Origin of the sequence: Acinetobacter sp. GFQ9D191M (assembly GCF_011174875.1) — a bacterium.
Lineage (GTDB): Bacteria > Pseudomonadota > Gammaproteobacteria > Pseudomonadales > Moraxellaceae > Acinetobacter.
On record NZ_JAALGV010000017.1, the window covers coordinates 46,739 to 62,733 of the forward strand.

The 15,995-nt window shown below is 44.3% G+C and carries 15 protein-coding genes and 4 tRNA genes; 18 read left to right on the top strand and 1 reads right to left on the bottom strand.

Annotated features, from left to right (window positions below):
• Positions 1–8: 8 nt before the first annotated feature.
• Positions 9–1,439: an argininosuccinate lyase gene (argH, locus tag G5T77_RS03305; RefSeq protein ID WP_051065353.1), complete on the bottom strand. Its 1,431-nt coding sequence runs from the start codon at positions 1,437–1,439 to the stop codon at positions 9–11.
• Here argH and G5T77_RS03310 point away from each other — a divergent pair.
• From G5T77_RS03310 to G5T77_RS03395, 18 genes are all read left to right on the top strand, one after another.
• Positions 1,430–2,584 (top strand): histidine kinase, encoded by a 1,155-nt coding sequence (locus tag G5T77_RS03310; protein ID WP_159123731.1) that lies wholly within the window; start codon positions 1,430–1,432, stop codon positions 2,582–2,584. The two genes, argH and G5T77_RS03310, sit on opposite strands and share 10 nt — an antisense overlap.
• 69 nt (positions 2,585–2,653) lie before the next feature.
• Positions 2,654–3,394 (top strand): LytTR family DNA-binding domain-containing protein, encoded by a 741-nt coding sequence (locus tag G5T77_RS03315; protein WP_166136802.1) that lies wholly within the window; start codon positions 2,654–2,656, stop codon positions 3,392–3,394.
• Positions 3,395–3,508: 114 nt separating this feature from the next.
• A complete protein-coding gene (gene hemC, locus G5T77_RS03320) occupies positions 3,509–4,432 on the top strand; it encodes a hydroxymethylbilane synthase (protein ID WP_159123732.1) in 924 nt (307 codons plus the stop codon).
• Positions 4,432–5,199 (top strand): uroporphyrinogen-III synthase, encoded by a 768-nt coding sequence (locus tag G5T77_RS03325; protein ID WP_166136799.1) that lies wholly within the window; start codon positions 4,432–4,434, stop codon positions 5,197–5,199. The genes hemC and G5T77_RS03325 overlap by 1 nt, the downstream gene beginning before the upstream one ends.
• Positions 5,200–5,206: 7 nt before the next feature.
• Positions 5,207–6,046 carry a hypothetical protein gene (locus G5T77_RS03330; protein WP_166136796.1) on the top strand — a complete coding sequence of 280 codons (840 nt, stop codon included), beginning with the start codon at positions 5,207–5,209 and terminating at the stop codon, positions 6,044–6,046.
• 6 nt (positions 6,047–6,052) lie between these two features.
• Complete coding sequence (locus tag G5T77_RS03335) at positions 6,053–7,246, top strand: heme biosynthesis protein HemY (protein ID WP_166136793.1); 1,194 nt, start codon at positions 6,053–6,055, stop codon at positions 7,244–7,246.
• Between the two features lie 7 nt (positions 7,247–7,253).
• On the top strand, positions 7,254–7,679 hold the full coding sequence (locus tag G5T77_RS03340; RefSeq protein ID WP_004781650.1) for a thioesterase family protein: 426 nt from the start codon (positions 7,254–7,256) through the stop codon (positions 7,677–7,679).
• Positions 7,680–7,831: 152 nt separating this feature from the next.
• On the top strand, positions 7,832–8,158 hold the full coding sequence (locus G5T77_RS03345) for an H-NS histone family protein (RefSeq protein WP_079281036.1): 327 nt from the start codon (positions 7,832–7,834) through the stop codon (positions 8,156–8,158).
• Between the two features lie 187 nt (positions 8,159–8,345).
• Positions 8,346–9,089, top strand: coding sequence for a type II secretion system protein N (gene gspN / locus G5T77_RS03350; RefSeq protein ID WP_004781653.1), 744 nt, complete (start codon positions 8,346–8,348; stop codon positions 9,087–9,089).
• The gene (locus tag G5T77_RS03355; protein WP_166136790.1) at positions 9,089–9,943 is read left to right on the top strand and encodes a type II secretion system protein N; all 855 of its coding nucleotides are present in this window, start codon (positions 9,089–9,091) and stop codon (positions 9,941–9,943) included. The genes gspN and G5T77_RS03355 overlap by 1 nt, the downstream gene beginning before the upstream one ends.
• Positions 9,944–9,981: 38 nt before the next feature.
• Entirely contained in the window at positions 9,982–12,234 is a 2,253-nt protein-coding gene (gene gspD, locus G5T77_RS03360; RefSeq protein WP_166136787.1) for a type II secretion system secretin GspD, read from the top strand.
• Positions 12,235–12,296: 62 nt separating this feature from the next.
• A complete protein-coding gene (locus G5T77_RS03365) occupies positions 12,297–12,956 on the top strand; it encodes an FHA domain-containing protein (RefSeq protein WP_166136784.1) in 660 nt (219 codons plus the stop codon).
• A gap of 78 nt (positions 12,957–13,034) precedes the next feature.
• Positions 13,035–13,703 carry a phosphoglycolate phosphatase gene (gph, locus tag G5T77_RS03370; protein WP_166136781.1) on the top strand — a complete coding sequence of 223 codons (669 nt, stop codon included), beginning with the start codon at positions 13,035–13,037 and terminating at the stop codon, positions 13,701–13,703.
• A gap of 108 nt (positions 13,704–13,811) precedes the next feature.
• Positions 13,812–15,305 (top strand): anthranilate synthase component I, encoded by a 1,494-nt coding sequence (gene trpE / locus G5T77_RS03375; protein WP_125279767.1) that lies wholly within the window; start codon positions 13,812–13,814, stop codon positions 15,303–15,305.
• Positions 15,306–15,403: 98 nt separating this feature from the next.
• Positions 15,404–15,479: transfer RNA gene (locus tag G5T77_RS03380), tRNA-Thr, on the top strand.
• Positions 15,480–15,534: 55 nt separating this feature from the next.
• Positions 15,535–15,618: transfer RNA gene (locus G5T77_RS03385), tRNA-Tyr, on the top strand.
• A 36-nt stretch (positions 15,619–15,654) separates the two neighbouring features.
• Positions 15,655–15,730 (top strand) — tRNA-Gly (locus G5T77_RS03390).
• 21 nt (positions 15,731–15,751) lie between these two features.
• A tRNA-Thr gene (locus G5T77_RS03395) sits at positions 15,752–15,826 on the top strand.
• Positions 15,827–15,995: the final 169 nt, after the last annotated feature.

Genomic DNA, 15,995 nt, shown 5'->3' on the forward strand with positions numbered 1-15,995 from the left:
GAAAGCAATTAAGCGTAAAGTTTCTCTAGGCGAGCATGCGCACGTTCGATCGCAGCTTCAACCTGTGCAGGTGCAGTACCACCGATGTGATTACGTGCATTCACAGATGCTTCTAAGGTCAGGGCTTTTTCGAATACATCTGCCTGAATCAGATCAGAGAACTGTTGCAGTTGCTCAAGTGTCAGTTCAGACAGGTCTTTACCTTCCTGTACACCCAGAGCTACCGCTTTACCCACAATTTCGTGTGCATCACGGAATGCTACGCCATTTTTTACCAGATAATCTGCCAGGTCAGTGGCCGTTGAGAAGCCACGAAGTGCTGCTTCACGCATAATTTCGATGTTTGGTACAAGCGCAGGAATCATATCCGCAAATGCCATTAATGAACCACGAACCGTATCGATCGCATCAAATAATGGTTCTTTGTCTTCCTGGTTATCTTTGTTGTAAGCAAGCGGTTGACCTTTCATTAGGGTCAACAAGCTCATCAGATCACCATATACACGGCCGGTTTTACCACGGATCAGTTCAGGTACATCTGGGTTTTTCTTCTGTGGCATGATCGAAGAACCAGTACAGAAACGGTCTGGAATATTTACGAACTTGAACTGAGCCGATGTCCATAGGATCATTTCTTCAGACATACGTGACAGGTGCATCATAATTAAAGATGCCGCAGCATTGAATTCAATACCGAAATCACGGTCAGAAACAGCATCAAGTGAGTTTTCAGCTACAGCTTCAAAACCTAGAAGCTCAGCGGTATAAGCACGGTCAATCGGGTAAGTCGTACCTGCTAGAGCAGCAGAACCGAGTGGCATACGGTTAACACGTTTACGGCAATCAATCAGACGCTCAGAGTCACGTACCAGCATTTCAAACCAAGCCATTAAGTGATGACCAAAAGTCACTGGCTGTGCAGTTTGCAGATGGGTAAAACCTGGCATGATGGTATTGGTGTTTTTAGCTGCCAGACCCAGGATGCCTTTTTGCAATTTTTTCAGTAATTCCAGGATGGCATCAATTTCATCACGGACATACAGACGGATATCTGTGGCAACCTGGTCATTACGGCTACGGCCCGTATGCAATTTTTTACCGGTGATGCCGATACGCTGAGTCAGGCGCGACTCAATGTTCATATGCACATCTTCAAGGTCAATGCGCCATTCGAAGTTACCTGCTTCAATATCTGCTTTAATGGCAGTCAGACCTTCGATAATGTCATCACGTTCCTGTTCGGTCAGTACGCCAACTTTTGCCAGCATGGTTGCATGTGCAATCGAGCCTGCAATGTCTTGTTTATAAAAACGTTGGTCAAATTGAACAGATGCTGTAAATTCAGCAACAAAAGCATCAGTCGCTTCAGAGAAACGACCGCCCCACATACCCGAAGTCTGGGCTTGTGATGGATTTGAGGAATTAGAAGATGTGGTCATGTCGGCTCAATCAGATTAAAAGCAGTAGAACGAAAAAGAGTATAACAAATTCAAAGCCCGTTGCCGAAGTCCAAGTCGATCAATCTTTTACATCTCCGACCGGATCAGTGCAAAGCTCTTATTTTTTTAGCCAGATCGGCAAGCTGCACTATTTGCTGGAAATGTTTATTGGCGGCAATGTGCTGGCCATGGTCTTAGCCTTGGCAAAAGCACAGTCCTGGCAGGCACTCAATCTGGCAGATCTGCTTCAATATATGCTGTATATCAACTGGATACTGTTATGTTTTGCAGCGCTAGTCGAGCTTTTTCATCAGCACTTTCAGCGCATGGGGATTAAGCTGGCATTAATCTGCGGATTTTTGCTATTACAGGCGATTGTTTTGGTAACTACGACCAGTCTGAATGTGCTGACTTATTTTGGCAGCAATTTGAATTTTCAGGGACTGAGTCTGGCAGTCGCACTGGATCAGGTCGGCCTACATCTGAGTTTTGGTATCCTGTTAGGCATGTTCTGTTTTCGCTATCTGTATTTGCGTGAACAATGGGCGCAGCAGCAGCACAGTGAATTACATGCACGGATTCAGGCCATGCAGGCCAGGATTCATCCGCATTTTCTGTTTAATAGTCTCAATAGCGTGATTAGCCTGATCAGTATTGACCCGGACAAAGCCGAACAAATGTTGCTGAATTTGTCCCGTTTATTTCGGGCCAGTTTTCAGGAATTGAAACTGGTCAAGTTGCAGGAAGAAATTGAACTCTGCCAGCGCTATCTGGAGATTGAACAGATTCGTCTGGGAGAGCGTTTACAGGTCGAATGGAAATTAGAAAACAAAGACTTATACTCACAAGTCCAAATTCCATTATTGACTTTACAACCCCTAGTGGAAAATAGTATTTTCCATGGAGTTGAAAAAATTTTGACAAAGAGTACCATAAGCATATTGATTGAAATCTTGCAAAATCAAATTAATATCATCATAACAAACCCCTATACGCAGGATAATAAAACATTAAAAAAGGGACATGGTATTGCAATTGAAAATGTCAGACAGCGTCTGGAAGCTTATTACGGACCTACGATGACGTTTCAAACTTTCGCCGGTGGAGGGGTGTTTACCACGGTTGTGCAATATCGCTATAAATAAAAAGAAATCAAGGAAATCACAGTTAACTTATAATCAAATGAATAATGTTGACTGGATTAAGGAGGAGAAATGGACGTCCTGATTTGTGACGATGAGCCTTTGGCTGTCGTGCGACTATCACGTTTAGTCTCTCAACTGGGGCATGATGTGGTTGCAACAGCTACGCATGGTCGTCAAGCAATTGATCTGGCTCACCAGCATGAACCTGATGTCATCTTATTAGATATTCAAATGCCTGAAATGGATGGTTTGACCTGTGCGCAGCATTTGCGTCAGCTCGACCCGATGCCGGCTATTGTCTTTTGTACGGCCTATGACCAACACGCGCTGGATGCATTCAAGTCTAATGCAGACGGCTACCTGCTTAAACCGGTGATGCAACAGGAATTGGCACAGGTTTTAGAGCATCTAATTAAACTTACCCAAGCTCAAATGAGCCAACTAAAACAAAAAGAAAATATGGAAGAAATCAATATCAGCCGCCATCAAATTGCGGCAAAGACCTATCGCGGGGTCGAATTGGTGCCAGTTGAAAATATCTATTATTTTCTGGCGGATCAAAAATATGTGACCGTACGCCATAAAAACGGCAGTGTCCTGATTGATGAAACCCTGAAGGAGTTGGAACAGGAGTTTGGACATCAGTTCATCAGGATTCACCGTAATGCACTGGTTTCGGTTCACTATCTGGAAGGCTTGGAAGTGGTGAGTTCCGGCCAGTATCAGGTGCGTTGTCGTGAACTGGAAGAGCGTCTGGCGGTCAGCCGGCGTCATTTGCCATTCTTGCGGGAACGGATTCAGAAACTCTAAACGGATCAATGAGTTCGTCTGGACCAGTATTGAAACTTGTATAAATTCGCTTGCATTTTCAAGTGAGCAGGTTAAGTTTAGACTATTGTTCTCATTGACTGTTTATTGAAATTTATGAAGACCCTAAAAATTGCTACTCGACAAAGTCCACTTGCGCTCTGGCAGGCGGAACATATCCGTGCACGCTTACAGGACCTGCATGCTGGACTTCAGGTCGAGTTAGTCACTTTTGTTACACAGGGTGATAAAATTCTTGATACGCCATTGGCTAAAATTGGCGGTAAGGGCTTATTTGTAAAAGAATTAGAAGCAGCCTTACTAGATGGTCGTGCTGATCTGGCAGTCCATTCAATGAAAGATGTGCCAATGGCTTTGCCTGAAGGCTTATCTTTGGCAGTCATCTGTGAACGTGAAGATCCACTGGATGCTTTTGTCTCAAATACTTATGCCAGTTTTGACGAATTGCCTCAAGGTGCCAAAGTTGGAACTTCCAGCTTGCGCCGTAAAACCCAGATTTTAAAACAGCGTCCGGACCTTGAGATTATCGATTTACGCGGTAATGTTGGTACACGCTTATCCAAACTGGATGCAGGTCAGTATGATGCAATCATCCTGGCCAGTGCCGGTTTAAAACGCTTGGGCCTTGCAGATCGTATTCGTCATAGTATTGTGCCTGAAGTAAGTTTACCCGCAGTAGGACAGGGTGCACTGGGCCTGGAATGCCGGAGTGGAGATCAAGCGGTATTAGATTTAATCCAGCCTCTGTTACATGTAGAAACTGATGCCTGTGTCCGTGCCGAACGTGCCTTTAATGCCTATCTGGAAGGTGGCTGTCAGGTGCCAATCGCAGGCTATGCCACTTTAAATGAAGGTGTCATTTCGATTGAAGGCCGGGTCGGTAGCGTAGATGGCGCAACTTTGCTACGCGCACAGCAAAGTGGAACCATGGCAGATGCAGAGCAATTGGGCGTGCAGCTGGCCAAAGATCTACTAGATCAGGGTGCAGGCGAGTTACTGAAAGCCCTTTATTCAAAATAATGTTGTTCATTAATACCCGTCCGAGTGATCGTGCTGCAAATTTAACGCAAGCTCTACAGACAGCGCAAATTCCGGTGATAGAGTTGCCCTTGCTAGAACTGGTACAGCAGCCTTATACGGATGAGCTAGCCAGTTTATTTAGGCAGCTACCCCAAGCAAAACTGATTGTCGTAGTGAGTCCGACCGCTGCCCAAATTGGCATGCAATATTTGCAGCAGGCAGGCCTATCATTGCATGATCTTGGAAGTGTCCAGTGGGTCGCTGTGGGTAAAGCTACCGAGCGGGCTTTAGCAAGCTACGGTATCCAGAGTTATGTGCCTGATGTGGAGACTTCGGAAGGGATGCTGCAATTGCCTGTGCTACAGCAATTAGCTACCGGATCAACTGTCGCCTTTTGGCGAGGTGAAGGTGGGCGTCAATTTATGATGCAGCATTTAAAGGATCAGCAAATTCATATATTGAATTTCATTTTATATGATCGTCAGTGTCCGCCAGTGACTTCCGAGATATTAGTTAAACATTTGACGAGCCTTGAAGCTAATCCCCGTTATGCAGTCTTGGTCAGCAGTGAAGCGAGCTGGCTTAACTGGCTAGCCTTGATGCAGCCGTATCCGCATCTCATTAATCGGGCATTGTATTTGGTTTTGGGGCCGCGTTTGGCTGCCATGCTTGGGGAATATCAACAGCAACATCAGGCTGGTTTTCAATTCGCTCAGTTAGAGGACTTAAGCGGATCGACGATTTTGCAGCAGCTACTGATGTACTAGGAAACGCATGAAAAAATTATTTATTGTTTTTTTCATCTTGAGCTTGGCGTGGATTGCCAAGCTGAGCTATGACCTGTTTGGCTTAAATTCAGCACAGACTGAATTGACCCAGAATTTGAAGCAACTGCAACAGCAGAATGCCAATCTGAATGATCAGATGGTGGCCTTAAAACGTCAAGTTGCTACGGGCCAAGCGTTAAGCCCTGAAACACCGAACAAGGGGACAGTTCAGGATACTCCTAGGGCTGATTTGCAGGATGATCTGCCTTTGGTCGAGCAATATCTGGATCTGGTTGAGTTTGCCTTGCAGCAGCAACAATATGCAATGGCGATGGAAAAGTTGAATCAATTATCCAATCAGCTTGCACATCTAGAACTGGCACCTACTCTTTTGGGTAGCCTGAATCAGGCGATTGACAAGGATCGGGAAGTCCTTAAGCAGTTCATCAACAATCGTTTAGTACAACAGAATAAATTAAAAGAATTACTGCAACAGATTGATATTGAAATGGAAAAGGAAATTCAGGTGCAGCATCAGCACCGCGCTACAGCCCAAAGCTCATTTTGGCAGCGCTGGATTCAGATTGAATCAGTCGAGAAACCGAGTGCAGTCTTAATGCAGCGTAATCTGGTCTTAAAAGAAGCTCAGCTGCGTTTACTGATTGCAGAAAATAGTGTGCAGCAAGGACAGCAGGTAGCTTTCCAGCAAGCCCTGAAAAGTGTGATCGAGGTATTGGCTCAACTTCCGGATGCGCAAAGCAAACAATGGATTCAACGGCTGGAGCAAATTAAGGCAGCACCTCAAACGCCTACTCCTCAGCTCAATACGCGTACCCTGATCGGTTAATTGCTTATGAAACAGATTTTACTTGCTTATTTACTGGTTGGTTTGCTGGGCTTAGCGATCTTGAGTGTACTGAGCTATGGTTATGGTGCGGGCTATGTCTATCTGTATTGGCGCGAACTACAGATCCAGACCACTTTCTGGTTTCTGGTGGGCTTGCTTATCGTAATCAGCTTCATGATGCATATGCTGTGGTATGCGACCAAGCGTTATCTCAGCTTTAAACAGCGTAAACATGAAACGGTATTCAGCTTTGCACGCCTACATCCTTATGAGCAGTTAGCCGTAGTTTGGTTATTAAATGCTGCACAAGATCAACGGGATTTTATCCAGCAGTCTTTTAATCAGTCGGGATTGCTCAAGTATATTATTGATGCCCGATTATCCTGGGGACAGCAACAATATAGCGAAGCATTGAGTAGTTTAAATCAGTCTAATCCTATGGCATTTGAACTGGCAGAATTACAGCGGATTGAAATCTATTTATCGCAGCAGGATGGTCAGCAGGCATTAACGCATTTAGAATTTTTAAATCAGCATGAGTTATCTCCCTGGTTAAGACGGGTCAAAACCGCTTATGAGCAGCGTTTAAATGCTTTATGGGGGCAATTTGCCTTACAGTTTCCCTGGTTATATTTACGTTCAACCAAATATGGGCATTTAGACCAAGAAGTAAAAAAAATATGGCTGCAGCAATTATTAATAGCTTATGACCAGGCTACTGAAGATGATTTGGAATATTTAAAACAACGTTATCTGGATTTAAAACAGGACATATTTAACCGTGACTATGAAGTTAAGCTATTATGGTTGAAACTATTATTTAGAATGCCGGAAATGAGCGTTGAGCATGAAAGCCTTGCTAAACATTTACTGGAACTCCAATTTAATCAGGATGTATTTTATTTATGGTTCCAGCAGCAGTTATTAAAGCAGTTTCCAGATTATGCAGATATTGAGCAGCAGATCTCAGTTTGGGATGCAAAATATACTGCACTGCCAATATTAAGTTTTGCCAAATGGCATATTCTACAGGCGACTGGCCGGGTAGAAGAAGCTCAGCAATTGCTGGATCTCTATCCAGATGACATCCGCATGAGCTATTTGAGAATTAAATCTGTATTGCAGGGAAGAGAGGATTTAATACAGCAGTTAAATGCCGTATTTGAATCGAATGTTAATTTTATTGAAATCAGAATTTGAGGAAATAATGTCAGAATTACAACAATATCCGGTGATTTATTCGCAAACTGTTGCATGGGGAGACATGGATGCGTTTGGGCATGTTAATAATGCCATGTATTACCGTTATATAGAAAGTGCCCGTTTGGCTTATTTGGGTAAATTAAATATTTTTGATGAAGATATTTTAACAGTAGTGGCTTCAAATCAATGCCGTTATTTAAAACCTGTGGTTTATCCAGATCAATTAAAAGTGGCGGCACGAATTGATGAAATTCGGAATAGTGCAGTCAGAATGCATTATTTATTATGGAGTGAACAGCAGCAAAGTATCGTGGCCACTTCAGAAGCAGTAATTGTATGTTTAAATAAAAATATGCAGAAAACTGAAATACCTGAACATATTCGGGAAAAAATAAAATCGCTGGAATTAACTGTACAACATGAAATTTAATATTGAGTTTCATCTCTAATTTAATGATTAATTTTGTAATGGCCCTTAAGTTTATTGTTGTACATTTAAAATTTTATATTGAATATTACACTTAATATAAATATGATGGGTTCGTTATTTATTAAAAGAAATAATGCTATTTATTGGAGAACATGATGCCAGACATTACAAATTTATCAGTTGAAGAGTTAAAACGTTTACAAGCAGAAGCTGAGTCTTTAATTGCTTTGAAAAAAGATCAGGAAATTGAAGATGCTTATCATCAGGTATTGGATATTGCCGACAAAGTAGGCTTAACAATTGAACAGCTTCTTGAATTTGGTGCTTCTAAACGTAAAAAAACTGCACGTAAGTCTGTAGAGCCACGTTATCGCAGTAAAAGCAATCCGGAAGACACCTGGACTGGTCGCGGTAAACAGCCACGCTGGTTAGTTGCTGAATTAGAGAAAGGCGCAAAACTGGAAGATTTCGTGATCTAATCCTTCTGCCGCATTATTCATCATCAGGCTGTTATGCATACGGCCTATGATTGATCAGCCAAGCACATCCTGCTTGGTTTTTTTATGCCTATGAATTGGCGTCAGAGAAAAAGTGTGCATAATGTGATTATAAAATGACAAAACTATAAATTTAGGGGTTTCGATTGGATAGGTTGGTCGTGGCGGGATGAGCAATAAGCCGAAAACATTAAAATGGTTGATATTTGCAATTCTAGCCTTTTTTGTCTTTGTAATTCTGCAAGTTCCTGCAGCTTGGTTAATTTCAAAATTTTATAAAAATAATCAGGTCTTACATAATGTAAGCGGGAATATCTGGCAGGGAAGTGCGGACTGGAAAAAAGGTAATCTTCGGGGAAGTCTGAACTGGCAGGTTCGTCCTTTGGACCTGTTGTTGCTGAGATTAGGGGCAAATATTGATCTGCATAGCGGTAATACCCAGTTTTCGGGTGTGATGGGCTATGGCTTGAATAAAACTTTAACCGTTAAAAATCTTGAGGGACAGCTTGCACCTGAAACTTTAAAGAAGATTGCTGACTGGCAATGGCCTACCAACCCGATTCAGTTTAAAGAACTCGATTTTAAATATAAAAAAGAGCAAGGCTTTAGTCATGTAGACGGTCAGATGCAATGGAGCGGTGGTGAGCTGATTTATACATTTGCCCAGCGTCAGGAGCGTATGAATGTACCGGTTCTGAGTGGTCAGTTATCCGATGAGAATGGGCAGCTGCTGCTGGATGTACGCGACAATCGTGATCAACGTATGTTGAATATTAAACTGGATCCAAGCCTGATGCTGGATATTCAGCTGACACAGCGCTTTTTACTCAATGCTCCTTCTTATACCGGTAAAGCTGGACTGGATACTTATGTGATTAGTACCCGTCAGCCTTTGATGGGGGGCTTCAACTAATGGCAAGCCCACTCGATTATTTTAAAAATATTGATCTGAAACAGACGGAGCGTGTTACTCCGATTTTATTATTCCTGTTAATTCTGTATTTATGCTGGAAATTGGCCGCCTTATTCTGGCTTCTGGTGGCTCCGCCACAAGCGATGCAGATTGATCAGGTAGAACTAGGGTCACAACAGGCTCAAGTGCCAAATATAAGTGCCTTTTCACTATTTCAGGAAAATACTTACGCAGCGAACACTGCTGAAACTGCCAATATTGTCTTGCAGGGGGTTGTGGTGGCGAGCCCAAGCTATAACTCTTCAGCAGTCTTGAAAATTAATGACCAGTCTGACCGTTATCGGGTCGGAGAAGTATTGGGGAATAGCGGTTTTACGCTGGCTGAAGTGTATTGGGACCGGGTGATTTTGCGTAAATCAAGCGGTGCGACCCAAGAAATCCTGTTTAAAGGGTTGGAAAATGGTTTAAACCAGCCAATCGTGCCGGATACCTCAGCATCTTCAAATCCGATGCCTCCGATGCATACGGAAAGTGGTATGCCTGAGCAACCTTCACCACAGAGTGAAATCAATCGGGCCATCCAGCAGATGCAGGAAAATAAGGACCAGTACTTACAGAATATGGGGGTAAGTGCAGCAGATGGTGGTTATGAAGTCACTTCACGAACACCGGCTGCACTGCGTAATCGCTTGGGATTAAGACCGGGAGACCGGATTTTGTCTTTGAATGGTCAGACTCTGTCGCAGGGACAAACCGAAGCACAGTTACTGGAACAGGCTCGACGTGAAGGTCAGGTCAAACTCGAAATAAAACGTGGTGATCAGGTGATGACCATACAACAGGATTTGAAGTGATGTGTCATCACGCATAGGGTTAGGAAACACAAAAGTTTATGGCTTTATTTAATAATAATCGATCAGCATGGGCATTCTGTGTGGCCGCACCATTGGTTGCTATGGTCAGTACGGCAAGTTATGCGCAAACCTGGAAAATCAATCTCCGGGATGCAGACTTAACCGCCTTCATTAATGAAGTGGCGGATATTACTGGTAAAAATTTTGCGGTAGATCCACGGGTTCGAGGCAATGTCACGGTCATTTCCAACAAGCCACTGAATAAAAATGAAGTTTATGACCTGTTTTTAGGGGTCTTGAATGTCAATGGTGTAGTGGCCATCCCTTCAGGAAATACCATCAAGCTGGTTCCAGATAGCAATGTCAAAAGCTCCGGGATTCCCTATGATGCACGTCATCGTGCGACTGGTGACCAGATTGTCACTCGCGTGATCTGGCTGGAAAATACCAATCCGAATGACCTGATTCCAGCCCTGCGTCCGTTAATGCCACAGTTTGCCCATCTGGCTGCCGTTCCGGGCACCAATGCACTAATTGTGTCGGACCGAGCCACTAATATCTATCAGCTGGAAACCATCATCCGTAATCTGGATGGCACAGGCCAGAACGATATTGAAGCCATTAGCCTACAATCCAGTCAGGCCGAAGAAATGATCGAGCTGATTGACTCTATGGCAGCAACAGGTGCAGCTAAAGATTTGCGTGGTTCACGGGTGCGGGTCATGGCAGATGTGCGTACCAACCGGATTCTGATTAAAGGGGATCCAGCGACACGTAAGCGTATTCGTCAGATTATTGAAACGCTGGATGTACCTGCAGCAGACCGTCTGGGTGGTTTAAAAGTCTTTCGTTTGAAATATGCCAGTGCCAAGAATCTTTCGGAAATTTTGCAGGGGTTAGTGACAGGGCAAGCAGTCAATACTGGTTTGGATAATTCCTCTTCTAGTTCGTCTTCATATAATTCGACTAATAACCTGAATAATAACAGTACTACCAACTCAAACAGCTCAACCGCATCCAATATTCAGTTAAATACCGGCATGAAAACCGAGCAGGGCGGGATCAGCAGCTTTAATGCCAACGGCGTCAGCATTATTGCGGATGCCACGCAAAATTCATTGGTGGTCAAGGCTGACCCGCAACTGATGCGTGAAATCGAATCTGCGATTGATCAGCTGGATGTGCGCCGTCAACAGGTTCTGATTGAAGCTGCAATTATTGAAGTAGAAGGGACAGATGCAGATCAGCTGGGTGTGCAATGGGCCTTAGGTGATATCAGCAGCGGAATTGGTCTGATCAATTTTGATAATTTTGGCACTAGTCTGAAAAATATTGCAGCAGGTTATCTGACTGGCGGTGGTGCAGGTGCGGCGAGTAATGTCGGTGCAGGCAGTTCACTGGTGATTGGTGATTACCGTGAAGGCAGTGATGGTTCACGTCGTTTATACGGCGCGATGATTCAGGCGTTGAAAGAAACCACCAAGTCTAACCTGTTATCTACGCCGTCGATTGTGACCATGGATAATGAGGAAGCCTATATCGTTGTCGGTGAAAACGTGCCGTTTGTGACAGGTTCTGTTGCAACTGGAGGCTCAGGTGTTGCCAATCCTTATACCACCATTGAGCGTAAAGATGTCGGGGTCACTTTGAAAGTCGTACCGCACATTGGTGAAGATGGTACTGTGCGTCTGGAAGTTGAGCAGGAAGTCTCAGATGTAAAAGCCAATAAAGGCCAAGCGCAGGATCTGGTCACCAGCAAACGTGCGATTAAAACCTCGATTCTGGCAGAACATGGACAAACGATCGTATTAGGTGGCTTGATTTCGGACAATACCAGTTATGGACGTCAGGCTGTGCCAGGTCTGGGAGCAATTCCTGGTGTGGGACGTTTATTCCGCTCAGAAGGTAAGTCTAATCAGAAACGAAACCTGTTGATCTTTATCCACCCAACGATTGTGGGTGATAGAAATGAAGTGCGTAAACTGACGCAGCAACGTTATGGTCAACTCTATAGCCTGCAATTGGCACTCGATTCAGACGGTAATTTTGCCAAGTTGCCGGAAAGTGTTGAAGATGTGTATCAGCAGCGTATTCCAGTTTCTAAGACACCACTGACGAATTCGTCCTACCAGAATGTTCCGAGTGCGCCAGCGTCAACGCGATCAGCCGTAGCAGTTGCTACACCGGTGGCAATTGAGCCAGGGATTCAGCGACAAGTGGTGCAGCCCGTCCAGCAGGTTGAAAAAAGTAGAAATACCGTTACAACAACCACACTTAGACCCAAAAGCTAGACCATTCGCATTTGCATACAGCATGTTATGATAATGTCAAAGAGAATAGAGAAGTAGATTTCATGACTTGGAAAATACAGGCAATTACCGATGATTTGACCGGACAGGAAATAGCGATTGACCGTGACATGCTGGTGGGGCGTCACCAGGCGGCTGATATTGTGCTGCAGGCTGCGGAAATCTCGCGTAAGCATGCTGCTTTTCTGCTAAAAGACGATGCCCTGTGGGTACAGGATCTAGGCTCATCTAACGGTACTTTCGTAAATGACCTGCGTATTGAGCAGGAAACGCGATTAAAACAGGACGATGTAGTCCAGTTTGCCAGCTTGAAATTTCTGGTTCTTGAACCTGTAGCACCTGTTGAGGTTGCGCCAGAAGTTGAAGAAACAGCAGAGCAAGTGGTTGAAGAAATCGAAACGGTCGAGAAAACCCCTGCCCAGCAGATGAATGATCAGGGTATTCCAGAATTGAGAGAGCGTGATGCTTCAGTCAACTTGACCCGTGATGGTATGCCGACCAATGTTGGTATTCCAAAACCTGCACCAATTGCTGAGGGTGTAGACCTGAGCTCGGTTAAGCCAGAACCCGCACCAATTCCGGTGGAACAGCCTGTTTCTCGTGTAGAGCAGGAAAAAGAAGCACAGAAAAATGCATCTATTGGACTGATTTCACTAATCGTTCTGATTATTTTGGCGATTATCGCTTGGGTGTTGTTTAAATAAGTCCATGATTGGTTACAATCGAGGCATGCATCACGCATGCCTTTTTTATGGCTGCAAATAAAGAAAATGAGGGTCAGGATGTCAATTGCACAACTGGAACAACGTAAGCTGATTTTATTCGATCTGGATGGCACCTTGGTGGATTCAGCCCATGATTTGTATCGGGCCATGAATATGAGCCTGAATGTCTTGCAGCTACCCCTGGTGACTGAGGAGCAGGTACGGGTGTGGATCGGTAAAGGAACGTCCAAGTTCTGTGAAAGCGTACTCCAGCATCTGGTGGGAGAAGTACTACCTGCCCAACATCAGGAATTACTTACGACGTTCCTGGAAATTTATAATGCCGATCCTTGTATAGATACCAAGCCATTTGACGGAATTATCGAGTTTCTGGAATGGGGTAAGGCTAACGATAAAAAACTGATCTGTGTGACCAATAAACCAGAAGAACCGGCACGCAGTATTCTGGATATTCTGGAAATGGCGAAATACTTTGATGACACCATTGGTGGTGATCGCTTTGCCGAGCGTAAGCCAGATCCGCATCAGTTGTTGCATTGTGTGGAACATTATGGTGTGACCAAAGATCAGGTGCTGATGATTGGTGATTCGGTCAATGACATTGAAGCTGCGCGCCGTGCGGGTATAGATTGTATTGTAGTCAGCTATGGCTATAATCATGGTGAAAATATAGCAGACTGTGATCCTCAAGAAATTGTTGATGATCTACGTGAGTTGCTTGCTTAAATAGGGTACGAAGGAAATAAGATGAATAGTTGTAAGGTTTTTCGATGGCGTCGCTCAGTCCAATTCCATTTCCATACTGAGTAACCCTAATTTAAAGAGAAAAACCGAATGACAACTTCAGCTCAATTCCAGCAACTTGCATCTCAAGGCTACAACCTGATTCCTGTATACCGCCAGCGCCTGGCTGATACTGATACTCCTTTATCTATCTTTGCCCGTCTAAAACAGCACCAACAGGCTTATCTGTTCGAATCTGTGGAAGGGGGAGAAAACTGGGCGCGCTATTCAATTATCGGTCTGGGTGAATCGACTGTATTCTCCTGTAATGCGGGTGAACTCACTGTTCAGCATCCAGATGGCTCTATTGAAAAACAGCACTGTGCCGATCCATTCCAGTATATCCGTGACTTTCAGGCACAGTTTAAAGTACCGACTCAGGCAGAACTTCCGGCCTTACCTAGCTTTACCGGGGGGCTTGTCGGTTATTTTGGTTATGACTCAGTACGTTATATTGAGCCTAAGCTGAAAAATGTGCCTGAAGCCGATCCTGTAGGCTTGCCAGATATCTGGATGATGCTGTCCAAAACGGTCATCGTATTTGATAACCTGAAAGATACCCTGTTCTTGATTGTGCATGCCGATGCAGCTGATCCGGCAGCTTATGATAAAGCACAGCAGCAGCTGGATGAGCTGGAAAATATTCTGGCGACACCGGTAAGCCTGAAAGCAGAAAAACATACAGCACCGCATTTTGAGTCTTTAACTGGACATGACAACTTTATTGCCTCTATTGAAAAGGTAAAAGAGTACATTCGTGCCGGAGATGTGATGCAGGTGGTGCCAGGTCATCGTATGGTTTCTGATTTCGATGGTGAGCCTTTACAGGTCTATCGTGCATTACGGCACCTTAATCCATCACCTTATCTGTTCTTGGTACAAGGGCAGACCTTGGAAAACAATACGCCGTTCCATATTGTGGGTTCTTCACCGGAAATTCTTTCTCGTCTGGAAAATGGCATTGCCACCGTACGTCCACTGGCGGGTACGCGTCCACGCGGCAAAACCAAAGAAGAAGATCTGGCACTGGAAAAAGATCTGCTTTCTGATGAAAAAGAAATTGCTGAGCACTTAATGCTGATTGACTTAGGCCGAAATGATGTCGGTCGAGTATCCAAAATCGGTAAAGTGCAAGTCACTGATCAAATGGTGATCGAACGTTACTCGCATGTGATGCACATTGTGTCGAATGTACAAGGTGAAGTGCGGGATGATGTGGATGCGCTGGATGTTTTTAAGGCAACTTTCCCGGCTGGAACACTTTCTGGTGCACCAAAAATCCGTGCTATGGAAATTATTGACGAAGTTGAGCCAGTGAAACGCGGAATTTTTGGCGGCGCTGTTGGTTATTTAGGCTGGCATGGCGAAATGGACATGTCGATCGCGATTCGTACCTGCGTGATTCGTGAAAATAAGGTCTATGTTCAGGCCGGAGCAGGGCTGGTTGCGGACTCAAATCCTGAGTCAGAATGGAATGAAACCCAAATAAAAGCTCGCGCAGTGATCAAAGCGGTTGAATTATCATCAAACGGATTGATTTTGTGAGTTTTTGGCGTTTTTTTTGAAAAAAACACTTGCATGGATTCTGAGTTTTGCTAAACTGCACACCGTTCCGATACGAAACGTACGAAACACTAAGAAACGCCGGCATAGCTCAGTTGGTAGAGCAACTGACTTGTAATCAGTAGGTCCACAGTTCGAATCCGTGTGCCGGCACCATCTTAGAGAGTTTGGAGTGCGAAGTAAAGAACGACACTGATGTAAGTGTAAAAATGGTGAGGTTCCCGAGCGGTCAAAGGGGGCGGACTGTAACTCCGCTACGAAAGTTTCGAAGGTTCGAATCCTTCCCTCACCACCAATTTTAAGACTTCAAAGTGGTAAGTACCAACATCGTGCGGGAGTAGCTCAGTTGGTAGAGCGGCAGCCTTCCAAGCTGCATGTCGCGAGTTCGATCCTCGTCTCCCGCTCCATTGTTTGAAGTGCTAATATTTGCTCTTATAGCTCAGTGGTAGAGCACTCCCTTGGTAAGGGAGAGGTCTCGAGTTCAAATCTCGATAAGAGCTCCAGATTACAGTTTGGCAACGTGGTTGCAAAAATATTTCAAAAGCAGGCTATTTAGTCTGCTTTTCAAGTATTTGGTGTTTGATTTTTTTTAAACGATATGTCGGAGCTGGGTTTTACTCAGAATTGTGTTCGACGTAAACGAGGAAGATTAACATGGCTAAGGCTAAGTTT